The sequence below is a fragment of the Staphylococcus cohnii species complex 1663 genome (assembly GCF_041008415.1).
GTDB lineage: Bacteria > Bacillota > Bacilli > Staphylococcales > Staphylococcaceae > Staphylococcus > Staphylococcus ureilyticus.
In genome coordinates this window covers 184,734-201,099 of record NZ_JBFDVL010000005.1, presented here as the reverse complement: position 1 = coordinate 201,099, position 16,366 = coordinate 184,734, and the positions used below count along the sequence as shown (strand labels likewise).

Annotated in this window: 16 protein-coding genes; all 16 read left to right on the top strand. The window is 33.4% G+C overall.

The window, feature by feature from the left end; all coding sequences use genetic code 11:
- The first annotated feature begins 109 nt into the window (after positions 1-109).
- The 16 genes from bshC (at position 110) to AB1J10_RS07925 (ending at position 16,325) form a co-directional block, all read left to right on the top strand.
- Entirely contained in the window at positions 110-1,723 is a 1,614-nt protein-coding gene (gene bshC / locus AB1J10_RS08000; RefSeq protein ID WP_070037965.1) for a bacillithiol biosynthesis cysteine-adding enzyme BshC, read from the top strand.
- Between the two features lie 149 nt (positions 1,724-1,872).
- A complete protein-coding gene (gene mraZ / locus AB1J10_RS07995) occupies positions 1,873-2,304 on the top strand; it encodes a division/cell wall cluster transcriptional repressor MraZ (RefSeq protein ID WP_046208714.1) in 432 nt (143 codons plus the stop codon).
- Between the two features lie 14 nt (positions 2,305-2,318).
- Positions 2,319-3,254, top strand: coding sequence for a 16S rRNA (cytosine(1402)-N(4))-methyltransferase RsmH (rsmH, locus tag AB1J10_RS07990; RefSeq protein WP_046208713.1), 936 nt, complete (start codon positions 2,319-2,321; stop codon positions 3,252-3,254).
- Between the two features lie 14 nt (positions 3,255-3,268).
- On the top strand, positions 3,269-3,673 hold the full coding sequence (ftsL, locus tag AB1J10_RS07985; RefSeq protein WP_046208712.1) for a cell division protein FtsL: 405 nt from the start codon (positions 3,269-3,271) through the stop codon (positions 3,671-3,673).
- Complete coding sequence (locus AB1J10_RS07980; RefSeq protein ID WP_046208711.1) at positions 3,654-5,936, top strand: penicillin-binding protein; 2,283 nt, start codon at positions 3,654-3,656, stop codon at positions 5,934-5,936. Before ftsL ends, AB1J10_RS07980 begins: the two co-directional genes overlap by 20 nt.
- A gap of 201 nt (positions 5,937-6,137) precedes the next feature.
- Entirely contained in the window at positions 6,138-7,103 is a 966-nt protein-coding gene (gene mraY, locus AB1J10_RS07975) for a phospho-N-acetylmuramoyl-pentapeptide-transferase (RefSeq protein WP_046208710.1), read from the top strand.
- Position 7,104: 1 nt separating this feature from the next.
- Complete coding sequence (gene murD, locus AB1J10_RS07970; protein ID WP_064209076.1) at positions 7,105-8,454, top strand: UDP-N-acetylmuramoyl-L-alanine--D-glutamate ligase; 1,350 nt, start codon at positions 7,105-7,107, stop codon at positions 8,452-8,454.
- 14 nt (positions 8,455-8,468) lie between these two features.
- Positions 8,469-9,359, top strand: coding sequence for a cell division protein FtsQ/DivIB (locus tag AB1J10_RS07965; protein WP_107360190.1), 891 nt, complete (start codon positions 8,469-8,471; stop codon positions 9,357-9,359).
- 105 nt (positions 9,360-9,464) lie between these two features.
- Positions 9,465-10,871, top strand: coding sequence for a cell division protein FtsA (gene ftsA / locus AB1J10_RS07960; protein WP_369003090.1), 1,407 nt, complete (start codon positions 9,465-9,467; stop codon positions 10,869-10,871).
- A 29-nt stretch (positions 10,872-10,900) separates the two neighbouring features.
- Positions 10,901-12,067, top strand: a complete 1,167-nt coding sequence (gene ftsZ, locus AB1J10_RS07955) for a cell division protein FtsZ (RefSeq protein WP_046208707.1) — start codon at positions 10,901-10,903, stop codon at positions 12,065-12,067.
- Positions 12,068-12,305: 238 nt separating this feature from the next.
- Positions 12,306-13,094 (top strand): peptidoglycan editing factor PgeF, encoded by a 789-nt coding sequence (gene pgeF, locus AB1J10_RS07950; protein ID WP_046208706.1) that lies wholly within the window; start codon positions 12,306-12,308, stop codon positions 13,092-13,094.
- Between the two features lie 18 nt (positions 13,095-13,112).
- A complete protein-coding gene (locus AB1J10_RS07945; protein ID WP_070037957.1) occupies positions 13,113-13,787 on the top strand; it encodes a YggS family pyridoxal phosphate-dependent enzyme in 675 nt (224 codons plus the stop codon).
- Between the two features lie 5 nt (positions 13,788-13,792).
- Positions 13,793-14,374, top strand: a complete 582-nt coding sequence (locus AB1J10_RS07940) for a cell division protein SepF (protein ID WP_046208704.1) — start codon at positions 13,793-13,795, stop codon at positions 14,372-14,374.
- A gap of 12 nt (positions 14,375-14,386) precedes the next feature.
- Positions 14,387-14,677 (top strand): YggT family protein, encoded by a 291-nt coding sequence (locus tag AB1J10_RS07935; protein WP_046208703.1) that lies wholly within the window; start codon positions 14,387-14,389, stop codon positions 14,675-14,677.
- A gap of 107 nt (positions 14,678-14,784) precedes the next feature.
- A complete protein-coding gene (locus AB1J10_RS07930) occupies positions 14,785-15,555 on the top strand; it encodes an RNA-binding protein (RefSeq protein WP_046208702.1) in 771 nt (256 codons plus the stop codon).
- A 134-nt stretch (positions 15,556-15,689) separates the two neighbouring features.
- On the top strand, positions 15,690-16,325 hold the full coding sequence (locus AB1J10_RS07925; protein WP_369003088.1) for a DivIVA domain-containing protein: 636 nt from the start codon (positions 15,690-15,692) through the stop codon (positions 16,323-16,325).
- Positions 16,326-16,366 lie beyond the last annotated feature (41 nt).

Genomic DNA, 16,366 nt, shown 5'->3' with positions numbered 1-16,366 from the left:
TGAAAGAGAGTATGTATATTTTCTAATAAATTTATAAGCCGTAAAATTGTCAATGTTGAATATAAACTTTATACTAAATAGGAATAGAGTAACGTAAGGAGAATTACGAATGGATTGTATGACAACGAAACTTAATGAAAAAGATCAATTTATAGCGAATATTAAAAATAGTGATTCAACTTTAGCTAAGTATTATCATCTTGATGCAATGGATGAACAAAATTATAAAAAAAGACTACTTTCAGAAAATAACGGAAGAGAAGCGTCTCTAGCCAAAATCATTGAAGCATATATGGATGATTTAACATTAGATTATCAACAAAATAAAAATTTAAAAGCGCTTAGTGAAGGTGCGAAAGTTGTAATCGGTGGTCAACAAGCTGGTTTGTTTGGTGGACCTTTATATACGTTTCATAAAATATTTTCGATTATTACATTAAGTGAAAAACTATCGAAAGATTACGATACACATGTTGTCCCTGTTTTTTGGATTGCAGGTGAAGATCATGATTTTGATGAAGTAAATCATACTTATGTTTTTAATGAACATACGGCAACGTTACAAAAAATAAAATATAGTATTATGACGCCTCCAGAATCTAGTGTTTCAAAGTATACGCCAGATAAAGAAGCGTTACATAAAGCATTAAATGAATTTTTCAAAGAATTAAAAGAAACTGAGGCTTCTCCAAAACTACTAAACATGTGTAGAAAGATTATCGATAACTATGATGGTTGGACTGACATGTTTAAAGCGTTATTACACGAAGTTTTCAAACATTACGGATTATTACTGATAGATGCAAATGATAAAGCATTGCGCCGTTTAGAAAAGCCAATGTTCAAGGACATTATTAAAAATCATAATTTAGTTGACGATGCCTTTAGGCAAACACAGGCTCAAACTATCACTGACGGTTTAGATCAAATGATACAGACAGAGACGAATGTACATTTGTTTATGGATGATGGTGGTGTAAGACAACTATTAACTTTTGAAAATGGACGTTTCTATTTAAATAAATCAGAGAAATCGTTTTCGGAACAAGAACTTCTTAATATGGTAGAAACAGACCCAGAAAAATTTTCTAATAATGTCGTTACGAGACCAGTAATGGAAGAATGGCTATTTAATACAGTAGCATTCATAGGCGGCCCTAGTGAAATTAAATATTGGACAGAATTAAGTGAAGTTTTTCGAACATTACAAGTAGATATGCCTATCGTTTTACCACGATTAAGGATTACGTATTTAAATACCAGAATAGAAAAATTAGTAGCACAATATCGATTGAATTGTAATAATATCATTGAAAAAGGAATTGAAGCAGATAAAACAAAGTTTATTAGATCTAAAGCTTCGCAATCTTTTATAGAACAGATTGAAGCTTTAAAAGAACAGCAAAATGATTTGTTTCAATCTCTTCAGGCAGAAGTTAAAGACAATCATGATAATAAGGTATTGTTGAACAAAAATAACGAAATTCACCAAAAGCAATTTGATTATTTAATAAAACGGTATTTATTGAATGTTGAAAGAGAAAATGACATTAGCATGAAACATTTTGAGCTCATAAGTCAAACACTCCATCCAATGGGTGGATTACAAGAAAGAATTTGGAATCCACTTCAAATTATGAATGATTTTGGGATAGATGTGTTTAGTCCCTCCACTTATCCACCACTTTCATACACATTTGATCATATATTGATAAAACCTTAGAGTATCAAGGGAAGCACCCGGTTCATTTAAAAGATGAATCGGGTGTTTTTTTCTATGTTTCAAGAAATTTTGGTGAAATTTGTATAATTAGTGGAGGATAGTGGTGAGATGTGGTAAATTATATATATAAGAAGGTGAGGTGATTATAAATGTTCATGGGTGAATACGAGCATCAATTGGATACTAAGGGACGTATGATTGTTCCGTCCAAATTTCGTTATGACCTAAATGAGCGTTTTATAATTACCCGTGGCCTTGATAAATGCTTATTTGGTTACACTTTAGAAGAATGGCAAGTAATTGAAGAGAAAATGAAAACCTTACCAATGACAAAAAAAGATGCGCGTAAATTCATGCGTATGTTCTTTTCAGGTGCTGTTGAAGTGGAATTAGATAAGCAAGGGCGTATAAATATTCCTCAAAATTTGAGGAAATATGCCAATTTGAGTAAGGAATGTACGGTAATAGGTGTCTCAAACCGTATTGAAATTTGGGATAGAGAAACTTGGAATGATTTTTATGATGAATCAGAAGATAGTTTTGAAGATATTGCCGAAGACTTAATTGACTTTGATTTTTAAATGGAGGCGTTAAATTGTTTCATCATGTCAGCGTTATGCTAAAAGAAACTATAGATTATTTAGATATTAAAGAAGATGGCATATATGTCGACTGTACATTAGGTGGAGCAGGCCATGCCCTCTATTTATTAAATCAAATTGGAGACGAAGGTAGACTTATTGCAATTGATCAAGATACAACAGCCCTTGAAAATGCAAAAGAAGTATTGAAAGACCATATACATAAAGTTACCTTCGTCCATAGCAACTTTAGAAAATTAACTGAAATTTTAGATGATTTAAATATTGAAAAAGTAGATGGCATTTATTATGACTTGGGTGTGTCTAGCCCCCAATTAGACGTACCTGAAAGAGGTTTTAGTTATCATAATGATGCGAAATTAGATATGCGTATGGATCAAACCCAATCATTATCAGCGTATGAAGTAGTTAATGATTGGTCATTTGAAAAATTAGTGAGAATTTTTCATCGTTATGGCGAAGAAAAATTTTCGAAACAAATTGCTAGACGAATAGAACAAAATAGAGCACAAAAGCCAATTGAAACAACTTTAGAACTGGTGGATGTTATTAAAGAAGGAATACCTGCTAAGGCAAGACGAAAAGGCGGGCATCCTGCTAAAAGGATTTTCCAAGCAATTAGAATTGCAGTTAATGATGAATTGTCTGCATTTGAAAATTCATTAGAACAAGCAATCGAGCTTGTGAAAGTGAACGGAAGAATATCTGTGATTACGTTCCACTCGTTAGAAGATCGCCTTTGTAAACAAATGTTCCAAGAATATGAAAAAGGCCCCGAAGTGCCAAGAGGCTTACCTGTTATTCCAGAAGCTTATACACCAAAATTGAAAAGAGTTAATCGAAAACCAATTATTGCTACAGATGAAGATTTAGAAAAAAATAATCGAGCGCGTAGTGCCAAGTTACGTATAGCTGAAATACTAAAATAAGGAGTGATTTTTGAGTGGCAGTAGAGAAGATATACCAACCGTATAGTGGAGCAGAACAACAAATACCACAAACGCAACCGTCGCCTCATCCCCAGAGTCAACCCCAGACAGTTAAGCGTAAAGTAATTGTCAAGCTAACTAAGTTTGAAAAGATGTTATACATAGGACTTATAACAGTGATTGCTTTAATAAGTATTTATATGCTATCTTTAAAAATGGATGCGTATGAAACTCGAGAAAAAATTGCAGATTTAGATACAAAAATTGAAAAACAATCTAGTGAAAACAGCGCAATAAAATCTGAAATTAAAAAGAACTCCTCATATGAACGCATTTACGATAAGGCCAAAAAAGATGGAATGAGCCTTAAGAACGATAATGTAAAGGTAGTGCGTAATAATGGCGAAGCGAAGAATTAAATTAAAGAAACCGAAGTTTTCAATTAAAAAAAGTAAAATAGGGGCAGTCCTACTCATTCTTGGATTTGGACTGCTCTTTTTTACGTTGGTTTTAAGATACTCATATATTATGTTGACAGGACACTCTTCTGGTGAAGATTTAATTATGAAAGCGAACGAAAAATACTTAGTAAATAGTCAGCAGCAACCAGAACGAGGTAAGATTTATGACAGAAATGGCAAAGTGTTAGCGGAAGATGTGGAACGGTATAAAGTTGTGGCAGTTGTTGATAAAAAAGCAAGCGAAGGCAGCGATAAACCTAAGCATGTAAAAGACAAAAAAGAAACTGCAAAAAAACTTGCGACAGTGATTGATATGTCAGCAAAAGAAATTGAGAAAAAACTAGATAATAAAAAAGCCTTTCAAGTTGAATTTGGTCAAAAAGGCACAGATTTAACGTATCAAGAGAAAGAAAAAATTGAAAAAATGAAACTTCCTGGTGTGACGTTATATCCAGAAACCGAAAGATTTTATCCTAATGGAAACTTTGCATCTCACTTGATAGGTATAGCTCAAAAAGATCCAGATAGTGGAGAATTAAAAGGTGCTTTAGGTGTTGAAAAAATATTTGATAGCTATCTTTCAGGACAAAAAGGTGCTTTATCGTATATTCATGATATTTGGGGGTATATTGCACCAAACACCAAAAAAGAAAAAGTGCCTAAACGTGGAGATGACGTACATTTAACACTTGATTCAAATATACAGGTTTTCGTTGAAGAAGCGCTAGATGGTATGGTTGAACATTATAAGCCAAAAGATTTGTTTGCCGTAGTGATGGATGCGAAAACAGGAGAAATCTTGGCATTTAGTCAAAGACCAACTTTTAATCCAGAAACTGGTAAAGATTTTGGAAAAAAATGGGCAAATGATTTATATCAAAACACATATGAACCAGGGTCAACTTTTAAATCTTATGGTCTAGCGGCAGCAATTCAAGAAGGTAAATTTAAACCTGATAAAAAATATACTGCTGAACCTAGAGAAGTAATGGGCTCTAAAATATCTGACTGGAATAAAGTAGGTTGGGGAAAAATCTCAATGTCTACTGGTTTCACGTATTCTTCAAACACTTTAATGATGCACTTACAAGATTTAGTTGGCTCAGATAAGATGAAAGAATGGTATGAAAAATTTGGTTTTGGTAAATCTACTAAGAGTATGTTTGATGGTGAATCTACAGGCGGTATAGCTTGGGATAATGAAGCACAGCAAAAAACATCCTCATTTGGTCAATCTACAACCGTAACACCAGTCCAAATGTTAAGAGCGCAATCCGCTTTTAATAATGAAGGTAAAATGCTGCAACCATGGTTTGTAGATAGCGTGAGCAATCCTGTTACTGATGATACTTTTTATAAGGGTAAAAAAGAGTTTGCAGGAAAACCAATTACGAAAGACACTGCTAAGAAAGTGCGTACTGAATTAGACAAAGTTGTAAACAGTGAAGATAGTCATGCTAAAAACTATCAAATTGATGGTTATGACGTAGCAGGTAAAACAGGTACAGCACAAGTTGCTGACTCTGATAATGGAGGTTATGTTCAAGGGGAAAATCCATACTTTGTAAGTTTTATTGGTGATGCACCTAAAGATGATCCAGAAGTAATAGTGTATGCTGGTATGAGTTTAGCACAAAAAAATGACCAAGAAGCTTATGAAATGGGTGTAAGTAAAGCGTTTAAACCTATTATGGAAAACACATTGAAATACTTAAACGTAGGAGATAAAAACTCTAAAGATAAATCTGATGTGAAGTATAGTAAAGTGCCAGATGTTCAAGGTCAGGAAACGCAAAAAGCACAAGATAAGGTGAATGGTAAGTCTCTCGAACCAATTGTCATAGGAAGTGGAGATAAAGTTGTTAAACAATCAGTATCACCAGATAAAGAAGTGCTACCGAATAGTAAGGTATTATTACTGACAGATGGGGATATAACTATGCCAGACATGACAGGTTGGACAAAAGAAGAAGTGATTGCTTTTGAAACCTTGACGCAAACAAAAGTAACTACAAAAGGTAGTGGCTTCGTTTCTAATCAATCTGTTAGTAAAGGACAAAAAGTTGATAAAAAAGATAAAGTAGAAGTGACGTTATCTGCAGAAGCGGTTAATGGTGAGGCTTCGACGACATCATCCAAAGAAAAAGAATCGTCCAAAGATGATTCTAATAAAAAAGATGATAATAACTCAGATTCAAACAGTGACAAACAAAGTGAATAAAAATTTATTGTATTTCTGACGTCACTGGTAAAACATGTTAAAATGTATCATTTGAAAATTGATGCGAGGTAGTAATTTAAATGTTGAATACAAAATATAATTTTGAAATTTGAAACATACTTACTGCCTCGTTACATATGATTTATAAGTTGCACTTAGCATTAACGATATCAATCCAATTTAATATTAAAGGAGCATAATATGGTTTATTTACTAGCGATCATTGCACTACTAATAACATTTATATTAGTCCCTGTATTGATACCAACACTAAAGCGAATGAAATTTGGACAAAGTATAAGAGAAGAAGGCCCTCAAAGCCATATGAAAAAAACAGGTACACCGACGATGGGAGGATTAACTTTCCTACTTAGTATCATTGTCACATCAATATTAGCTATTATTTTTATGGATAATGCAAATCCGATTATATTGTTGTTGTTTGTGACGATTGGTTTTGGATTAATTGGTTTTATTGATGACTATATCATTGTTGTTAAAAAGAACAATCAAGGATTAACGAGTAAACAAAAATTCCTTGCTCAAATCGCTATTGCAGTTGTTTTCTTCATATTAAGCCAAGTGTTTAATCTAACAGACTTTTCAACGGGAATTCATATTCCATTTACAGGTTTAGAAGTACCATTATCAATTGCATATGTAATTTTCATTGTATTTTGGCAGGTTGGTTTTTCTAATGCGGTCAATTTAACAGATGGATTAGATGGACTTTCTACTGGGCTTTCTATTATTGGATTTATTATGTATGCGCTTATGGCATATATCCAAGGCGCAAATTCTATTGGCTTGTTTTGTATTATCATGATTTTCGCATTACTTGGATTCTTACCTTTTAATTTAAATCCCGCTAAGGTATTTATGGGAGATACAGGTAGTTTAGCTCTAGGCGGTATTTTTGCTACAATTTCAATTATGCTAAATCAAGAATTATCACTTATTTTTATCGGTTTTGTATTTGTAGCTGAAACATTATCAGTTATGATTCAAGTCACATCATATAAGCTTACAGGAAAAAGAGTTTTCAAAATGTCACCACTACATCACCACTTTGAGCTAGTAGGTTGGAATGAAAGAAAAGTTGTTACTGTATTTTGGACAGTTGGTATTATTTCAGGTCTTATTGGCTTATGGATTGGAGTGAATTAAATTGCTGAAATATACAGGTTTAGAAAATAAAAATGTATTAGTAATAGGATTAGCAAAAAGTGGGTATGAAGCTGCGAAATTGTTACAAAAACTTGGTGCAAATGTCGTTGTTAACGATGGCAAAGATTTAAGCCAAGATGCACATGCAATCGATTTAGAAAATATGGGTGTCAAAGTTGTTGGTGGAGCGCATCCATTTTCCTTACTTGATAATGAACCCCTCATTTTTAAAAATCCAGGTATTCCATACACGGTTCCGTTAATTCAAGAAGCGGAACGTCGAGGATTACACATACTTACTGAAGTAGAACTAAGTTATTTAGTTTCCAAAGCGCCCATTATTGGCGTGACTGGAACAAATGGAAAAACAACGGTCACTTCTTTAATAGGTGATATGTTTAAAAAAAGTAGAATTACTGGTAAATTATCTGGCAATATAGGTTATGTAGCTTCAAAAGTGGCACAAGAAGTAGAAGAAGAGGATTACCTTATAACTGAACTCTCTTCATTTCAATTACTAGGTATCGATCAATATAAGCCGCATATATCGATTATTACAAATATTTATTCTGCACATTTGGATTATCATGAGAATTTAGAGAATTATCAAAATGCAAAAAAACAAATATATAAAAATCAAACTGAAGAGGATTATTTAATATGTAATTATCATCAACGTCACCTGATTGAATCAGAATCCTTAAAAGCAAAAGTGTATTACTTTTCTACACAACAAGAGGTTGATGGTATATACGTAAAAGATGGTTATATTACATTTAAAGGTTTCCGACTTATTCATAAAGATGACTTAGTATTACCTGGTGAACACAATTTAGAAAATATACTCGCAGCTGTGTTAGCGGCACTGTTAGCAGGGGTTTCAGTAAGAGCCATAATAGATAGTTTGACAACTTTTTCCGGTATAGAGCATAGACTTCAATATGTAGGTTCAAACAAAACCAATAAATATTATAATGATTCTAAGGCTACCAATACTTTAGCGACACAGTTTGCTCTAAATTCATTTGAACAACCCATTATTTGGTTGTGTGGTGGTTTAGACAGAGGCAATGGATTTGATGAATTGATTCCATATATGAATAATGTCAGAGTGATGGTGACCTTTGGTGAGACGCAAGAAAAATTTGTGAAATTAGGCGAGAATCAAGGTAAATATGTAATAAAGGCCACAGATGTAGAAGATGCAGTCGATAAAGTACAATCAGTTATTGAGCCTAATGACGTTGTATTATTATCACCAGCTTGTGCAAGTTGGGATCAATACAATACATTTGAAGAGCGCGGAAATAAGTTTATTAAGAGCTTCCAAGCGCACTTACCTTCACTTTAAAGGTTGTGAAATAAATGTCAGATAAAGTTAGTGAATTTGATTCTGAATATTTAAAAGAGAAACGTGCAAAACGACGTAAAAAACAAAAACAAATCCAATACGCAATCTTCGGTATTTTGCTATTTATTATTTTACTGATTCTTATTTATATGTTCACGCCATTGAGTAAAATCAACTCGGTGACAATTGAAGGTAATGACAATGTATCTAAAGCTTCTATAAAAAAAGCGATAGATGTAAAAGATGACTCTAGAATGTATACCTATAGTACTTCATCAGCTGTTAATAATTTAAAAAAGAATAAATTAATAAAGCATGCAGAAGTAACTAAAGTATTGCCGAATAAGGTGAAGGTTAAAGTGACAGAAAGCCAAATCGTTGGTTTAGTTAAAAAGAAAGATCATTATGTACCGATTCTTGAAGATGGAACAGAATTAGAAAATTATGAAGAAAGTAATGTAACAGATGACGGTCCCGTCCTTGAAGGATTCAAAAAAGAGAAAAAAGAAAAAATAATACAAGAATTAGCAAAAATGCCTACAAAAGTGCGTAGCATGATCGCCGAAGTGCAATATGACCCGCAAGAAAATTTACAAAACCAAATCAAGTTATATACGACAGATGAGATTCAAATTGTGGGTAATTTGAATACTATTGCAAATAAAATGAAGTATTATCCTCAAATGTCACAGTCGTTAGAACGTGATGAATCAGGAAGCTTAAAAAAATCAGGCTACATTGATTTGTCTGTTGGTGCTTCTTTTATTCCTTATAGTGGTGGAAGTACTACTAAATCAACAAGTGATCAAAATGTTGACAAAGGAAACACAGAAGAAGATAAGGCGAAAGACGAGTTACAAAGTGCCTTAAATAAGATAAATAAAGAATCAGACAAAAATAATTAAAAAATTTAGACAAATACATGTGTTTATAGTTCACAAGCGTCAAAACGTATTGTAAACTGTTAATAGTGTGAACATGAATAAGTTATTGTCAGGAGGTGCCTATCTATGGAAGAGCATTATTATGTAAGTATAGATATCGGTTCGTCAAGTGTTAAAGCGATAGTGGGCGAAAAATTTCACAATGGAATAAATGTGATAGGTACAGGACAGACCTACACAAGTGGTATAAAAAATGGTCTTATTGATGATTTCGACATCGCAAAACAAGCGGTTAAAGATACAATCAAAAAAGCCTCTATTGCATCAGGCGTCGATGTTAAGGAAGTATTTTTAAAACTTCCAATTATCGGAACTGAGGTATTTGATGAGTCAAATGAAATTGAATTTTATGAAAATACTGAACTAGATGGTACACACATTGAGCGTGTACTTGAAGGTATTCGTGAAAAAAATGATGTACCCGAAACAGAAATAATAAACGCTTTCCCAATTAAATTTGTTGTGGATGACGATAATGAAGTGTCAGATCCTAAAGAACTCATTGCAAGACATAGTTTGAAAGTTGAAGCTGGTGTTATTGCGATTCAAAAATCAATTTTAATAAACATGATTAAATGTGTAGAATCTTGTGGTGTAGATGTATTGGATGTATACTCTGATGCATATAACTATGGCTCAGTACTTTCGGCAACTGAGAAAGAACTTGGCGCATGCATTATTGACATTGGTGAGGATATAACACAATTGGCATTTTACGAAAGAGGAGAGCTTGTAGATGCTGATGCTATAGAAATGGCTGGTAGAGATATAACGGAAGATATTGCAAAAGGTTTAAATACTTCTTATGAAACGGCTGAAAAAATCAAACATCAATATGGTCACGCTTTCTTTGATTCAGCGTCGGATCATGATGTGTTTACTATTGATCAAATAAATAGCGAAGAAGAAGCACAATTTACTCAAAAAGATTTGGCAGATGTGATAGAAGCACGTGTGGAAGATATATTCTTTAATGTGTTTGATGTATTACAAGAGTTAGGTCTTACAAAAGTAAATGGTGGTTTCGTTGTAACAGGTGGTTCGGCCAATTTACTAGGCGTTAAAGAATTGCTGCAAGACATGGTAAGTGAAAAAGTAAGAATTCATACGCCATCCCAAATGGGTATAAGAAAACCAGAGTTTTCTTCAGCGATTTCAACGATTTCTAGTAGCATTACTTTCGACGAATTACTAGATTATGTTACAATAAATAATCATGACAGTGAAGAATTTGAAGAAGAAGTCATAGAATCAAATGATCGAGAAAATAGTACGAAGTCAAGCGGATTTGATTGGTTCAAAAAGAAATCAAACAAACAAGAAGAGCCACATACATCAACTTCTGATATAGAAGAACCAGAAGCGTCTGAGGCATACGAACATGAAGACAACATAGAACAAGAAGAAGAAAGTAAACCTCAAGACAAAGAAGAAAGTAAGTTCAAGAAACTTATGAAATCTCTATTCGATTGATTGGCCACTAAAACTAGGAGGAAATTTAAATGTTAGAATTTGAACAAGGATTTAATCATTTAGCGACGTTAAAAGTCATCGGTGTAGGGGGCGGCGGAAATAACGCTGTTAACCGAATGATTGATCATGGTATGAATAATGTTGAATTTATTTCAATCAATACGGATGGACAAGCTTTAAACTTATCTAAAGCTGAGTCTAAAATCCAAATTGGTGAAAAATTAACACGTGGTTTAGGCGCTGGTGCAAACCCTGAAATTGGTAAAAAAGCTGCCGAAGAATCTCGTGAGCAAATTGAAGATGCAATCCAAGGTGCTGATATGGTATTCGTAACAGCAGGAATGGGCGGCGGTACTGGTACAGGTGCTGCTCCAGTTGTAGCAAAAATTGCAAAAGAAATGGGAGCGTTAACAGTTGGTGTTGTTACACGTCCATTCGGGTTTGAAGGCCGTAAGCGTCAAACACAAGCAGCTGCTGGTGTAGAATCAATGAAAGCTGCTGTTGATACATTAATCGTCATCCCTAACGACCGTTTATTAGATATTGTTGATAAGTCAACACCAATGATGGAAGCATTTAAAGAAGCAGATAATGTATTACGTCAAGGTGTTCAAGGTATTTCAGACTTAATCGCTGTTTCAGGTGAAGTTAACCTTGACTTTGCAGACGTTAAAACAATTATGTCTAACCAAGGTTCTGCATTAATGGGTATCGGTGTATCTTCTGGTGAAAACCGTGCTGTAGAAGCTGCTAAAAAAGCTATTTCTTCTCCATTATTAGAAACTTCTATTGTAGGTGCACAAGGCGTGCTAATGAACATTACTGGTGGAGAGTCATTATCATTATTTGAAGCACAAGAAGCAGCAGACATTGTTCAAGATGCAGCTGATGAAGATGTTAATATGATTTTCGGTACTGTGATTAACCCAGAATTACAAGATGAAATCGTAGTAACAGTCATTGCTACTGGATTTGAAGATAAACCTTCATCTCAAGGGCGCAAAGCTTCAAATACTGGATTTGGCAACAGTGCATCATCTGGAAGTACAACTGCAAAAGAAGATTCATTCTCTTCTAGTGCATCACAAACGACAGACAGTGCAAATGAAGGTAGAACACATACTACAAATGAAGATGATATTCCTAGCTTTATCAGAAATCGTGAAGAAAGACGTTCTAGAAGAACTAGACGTTAATCTCGAATGGACTTCTTCTTCTGTTAGTTTTTCATAATAATTAATAATAATTTAGACAATATAAAATATATAAATGTCATCAGGTCCAAAGATCTGATGACTTTTTTGAATTTAGAAGTTGGCATATCATTTGTTGTGAACTACATTATTATGTAGAAAAATATAGTTTTCAATTATTTAGAATCTCCCGAATGTCTTTAGATAGTTTATAAATGTTGAATAGCTGGAGGTTTATAGCATGCAAGAGAAATTTATCAAAGATCGTCATATTTTAAAATATGACGATAATCAATTAAAGAATGTGAAATTGGGTATAACAACAAGAGAAGAAGGATACAGCCATTACCCGAAAGATGCATTTAATATGGCTAGATACATTAATGATGATCAAGATAATGTAACGAGACACCAAGCGTTACTTGCTTCTGTAATTCAGTTTCCGAGAAATCAATGGGTTTTCCCGATTCAAACACATGAAAATAAGGTAGTTGAAATTACAAACAAAGATAAAGGTACTAATATTGATAGTCTTTCTAATGCATTACATGGTATAGATGGTATGTATACATTTGAAAATGACATTTTATTAACTATGTGTTATGCAGATTGTGTACCAATTTATTTTTATAGCGAAAAACATCACTTTGTAGGCTTAGCTCATGCAGGTTGGCGTGGCACAGTAGGTCAAATTGTCAATCAAATGTTAAAACGTATACCATTTGATTGGAACGACTTAAGCGTTGTTATTGGACCAGCAACTGCAAATTCATATGAAATTAATGATGATATTAAAAGCAAGTTTGAGCAATTACCTATAGATGCTCATCAATATATCGAAACAAGAGGTGACAATCGTCATGGCATAGACCTAAAAAAGGCGAATGCTATGTTGTTAGAGTATGATGGTGTTCCGAAAAATAATATTTATATAACGAATTATGCGACATCGGAAGATTTAAATTTATTCTTTTCATATAGAGTAGAGAAAGGCGATACAGGTCGTATGTTAGCTTATATTGGTCAATAACTAAGAGGTGTATAAAAATTGGATGTACAACAAAGTTTAGCGCAAATAAATGAACAATTGAAAATACATTGCGAAAAAGGTAATATTACAACAGTCCCGCACGTGATAGCAGTGACAAAATATGTTACAATAGAGCGAGCTAATGATGCTTATCAAGCAGGTATTAGACATTTTGGTGAGAATCGTTTAGAAGGTTTTCAACAAAAGAAAGCAGCTTTACCAGACGATGTAGTCATGCATTTTATCGGTTCTTTACAAACAAGAAAAGTTAAAGAGGTCATTAACGATATCGACTATTTTCACGCTTTAGATCGTCTGAAATTAGCAAAAGAGATTAATAAAAGAGCTGAACATAAAGTGAAATGTTTTGTTCAAGTCAACGTTTCTGGAGAAACGTCAAAACAAGGTATCGCTTTAGATGAGGTAGATACGTTTATTAAGGATTTAGAGCAATATGAAAACATAGAAATAATTGGTCTTATGACGATGGCACCTTATACGGATGATGAACCGTATATTAAAGATTTATTCAAATCATTAAGAGCAAAGAGAGATGAAATTAAAGCGCTCAATTTAAATTATGCACCATGCACAGAATTGTCAATGGGAATGAGTAATGATTACCATTTAGCAGCCGAAGAAGGTGCATCATTTGTGAGAATTGGGACTAAACTTGTAGGAAAAGAGGAGTGAGCCCCGTGGCTTTAAAAGATTTATTTAGTGGTTTTTTCGTAGTTGAAGAGGAAGACGATGATTTACAAGCGCCACCTGAAGAAGAACAAGATAGACAACAAGCGCAGTCTCAAACAAATTATAATAATCAACAAAATGACAATACAGAAAGACAACGCATACAGTCCGTACCCAAAAAACAACCAACAAGATTACAACAATCAACCGGGGAAAGGAAGTATCAAATGAATAACAGTGCACCTAAAAATAATACTAGGAACGTTGTGAACATGAATAATCAAGATCAAAACAATTATGGTTTTACGCAAGAAAGTTCTAAAATGTGTTTATTTGAACCACGCGTCTTTTCAGATACTCAAGACATTGCGGACGAATTAAAAAATCGCAGAGCAACTTTAGTGAACTTACAACGTATTGATAAAGTATCTGCAAAAAGAATTATCGATTTTCTAAGTGGTACCGTTTATGCAATTGGTGGAGACATTCAACGTGTAGGTTCTGACATATTCTTATGTACGCCAGATAATGTTGAAGTTGCAGGAAGCATAACAGACCAAATCGAAAATATGGAATACCAAGGTGAATAGAGGTAAACATTCATGGATATAGGTTTATTAGCAAATATATTTCAATTTATTTTATTCTTGGTTCAAATTTATTACTTTGGGATGATTGTATATTTCTTTATGTCATGGCTTCCAGGCGCACGTGAAAATAAATTCGGTCAATTTTTATCAAAATTGTATGAACCGTTTTTAGAACCATTCCGTAAAATTATTCCACCTATTGGCATGATTGATATTTCATCCATTGTTGCAATAATTGTACTTGTATTATTCCGAACTGGTTTAGAAAATATTTTTAATTTGATTTTAAATTATTTAGTGTAAGTTTTGTATTGAGGATAAAATGATATTTGAATAAATTATAAAATAAATGTTAAGCACCTAACGTTAAAAACGCGAGGTGCTTTAACTTATATTTGGAGTGAAATCACATCGATATTTATCAACATTTTAGAAAAGAAGAACATGAATTAATCGATCAACTCATCGATAAGTGTTATCGTGCCAACGACCAGTTTGCACCTGTATTAACTTCCTTTTTAGATCCCAGAGGCCAATATATATTAAATGTTGTAGTTGGTAGTTTTCAAGATTTAGAAGTTACTTTTTATGGTGGGCCATATGCTGAGAGACAAAGAGCCATCATAGCACCAGATTACTTTCAACCTGAGGTGGAAGATTTTGAAATCATTCTTTTTGAAATCGATTATCCTCAAAAATTTGTTACACTTCAACACCAACATGTCTTGGGCACAATTATGTCATTGGGAATCGAAAGAGACCAATTAGGTGATATTGTTGTAGATAATCGCATACAATTTACTTTGACAAAGCAATTAGAATCATATATTATATTGGAATTAAATAAAATTAAAGGCGCGACAGTTAAACTAAATGCGCTACCAATAAAAGATATGATACAATCAGTAGAGAACTGGCACTCATCCGAAACAACCGTATCTGGTTTACGATTAGATGTCGTTCTAAAAGAAATGATTCGTAAATCTCGTTCCATTAGCAAACAGTTAATCGAAAAGAAACGTGTTAAAGTTAATCATACGATTATTGATTCTGCAGATTTCCAACTGGATAAAGGAGACTTACTATCTATTCAAGGTTATGGCAGAGCAATGATTACTGATATTGGTGGAAAAACAAAAAAAGATAAAGTACGAATTTCCTACAAAACTTTATTTAAATAAGTTATACTTATAAAGTGTAGAACAACCGAATTTTAACGACTAAAATAAGCAATGATACCATATAAGATGAAATTTTATTTATGATATTTAATGAAATTACAAAATAGTGTATGATAGAAGGAGGATAATGACGCATGCCTTTTACACCAAGTGAAATAAAAAACAAATCCTTTACTCGTGTGAAAACGGGTTTTGAACCAACTGAAGTTGAAAGTTATCTAGAACAGCTCAGTAATGAAATTGAACGTTTAAAAGAAGATAAAGCACAACTAGAAAAAGTTGTCGAAGATAAAGAAACAAATATTCAATCTTATAAAGATGTGCATCAATCTGTGAGCGATGCATTAGTTCAAGCGAAACAAGCTGGAGAAGAGACGAAAGCAGCAGCCAATAAAGATGCAGAGGCAACAATTGCTAAAGCAAAAAGCGAAGCAGATCGTATTGTCAATGATGCAGTTGAAAAAGCTCGCCGCCTTTCTTTCCAAACAGAAGATATGAAACGCCAATCTAAAATATTTAGATCTCGTTTCCGTATGTTAGTAGAAGCACAGTTAGATTTACTTAAAAATGATGATTGGGATTATTTATTAAATTATGACCTTGATTCTGAACAAGTAACACAAGAGAATATTAATCATTTAAATGAAAATGAATTAACTGAAGAAGAAAAAGCGATGAAAGCAAAAGCTGAAGCAGATAGTACGGCAGAGGCGGATGCAGAAGCAACAGATAACAGCGGTTCAACAGATAATGAGAATAATAAACAATAAACAGCAGACGCGTAAGAAACAGTCGATATATTCAAGCGAGT

What these genes read in the sequence shown, in the direction of transcription:
- mraY (WP_046208710.1), top strand. Translation starts at nt 6,138, where the DNA reads ATGGTTTATTTACTAGCGATCATTGCACTACTAATAACATTTATATTA.
- AB1J10_RS07965 (WP_107360190.1), top strand. Translation starts at nt 8,469, where the DNA reads ATGTCAGATAAAGTTAGTGAATTTGATTCTGAATATTTAAAAGAGAAA.
- pgeF (WP_046208706.1), top strand. Translation starts at nt 12,306, where the DNA reads ATGCAAGAGAAATTTATCAAAGATCGTCATATTTTAAAATATGACGAT.
- bshC (WP_070037965.1), top strand. Translation starts at nt 110, where the DNA reads ATGGATTGTATGACAACGAAACTTAATGAAAAAGATCAATTTATAGCG.
- ftsA (WP_369003090.1), top strand. Translation starts at nt 9,465, where the DNA reads ATGGAAGAGCATTATTATGTAAGTATAGATATCGGTTCGTCAAGTGTT.
- AB1J10_RS07925 (WP_369003088.1), top strand. Translation starts at nt 15,690, where the DNA reads ATGCCTTTTACACCAAGTGAAATAAAAAACAAATCCTTTACTCGTGTG.
- ftsZ (WP_046208707.1), top strand. Translation starts at nt 10,901, where the DNA reads ATGTTAGAATTTGAACAAGGATTTAATCATTTAGCGACGTTAAAAGTC.
- AB1J10_RS07980 (WP_046208711.1), top strand. Translation starts at nt 3,654, where the DNA reads ATGGCGAAGCGAAGAATTAAATTAAAGAAACCGAAGTTTTCAATTAAA.
- mraZ (WP_046208714.1), top strand. Translation starts at nt 1,873, where the DNA reads ATGTTCATGGGTGAATACGAGCATCAATTGGATACTAAGGGACGTATG.
- AB1J10_RS07935 (WP_046208703.1), top strand. Translation starts at nt 14,387, where the DNA reads ATGGATATAGGTTTATTAGCAAATATATTTCAATTTATTTTATTCTTG.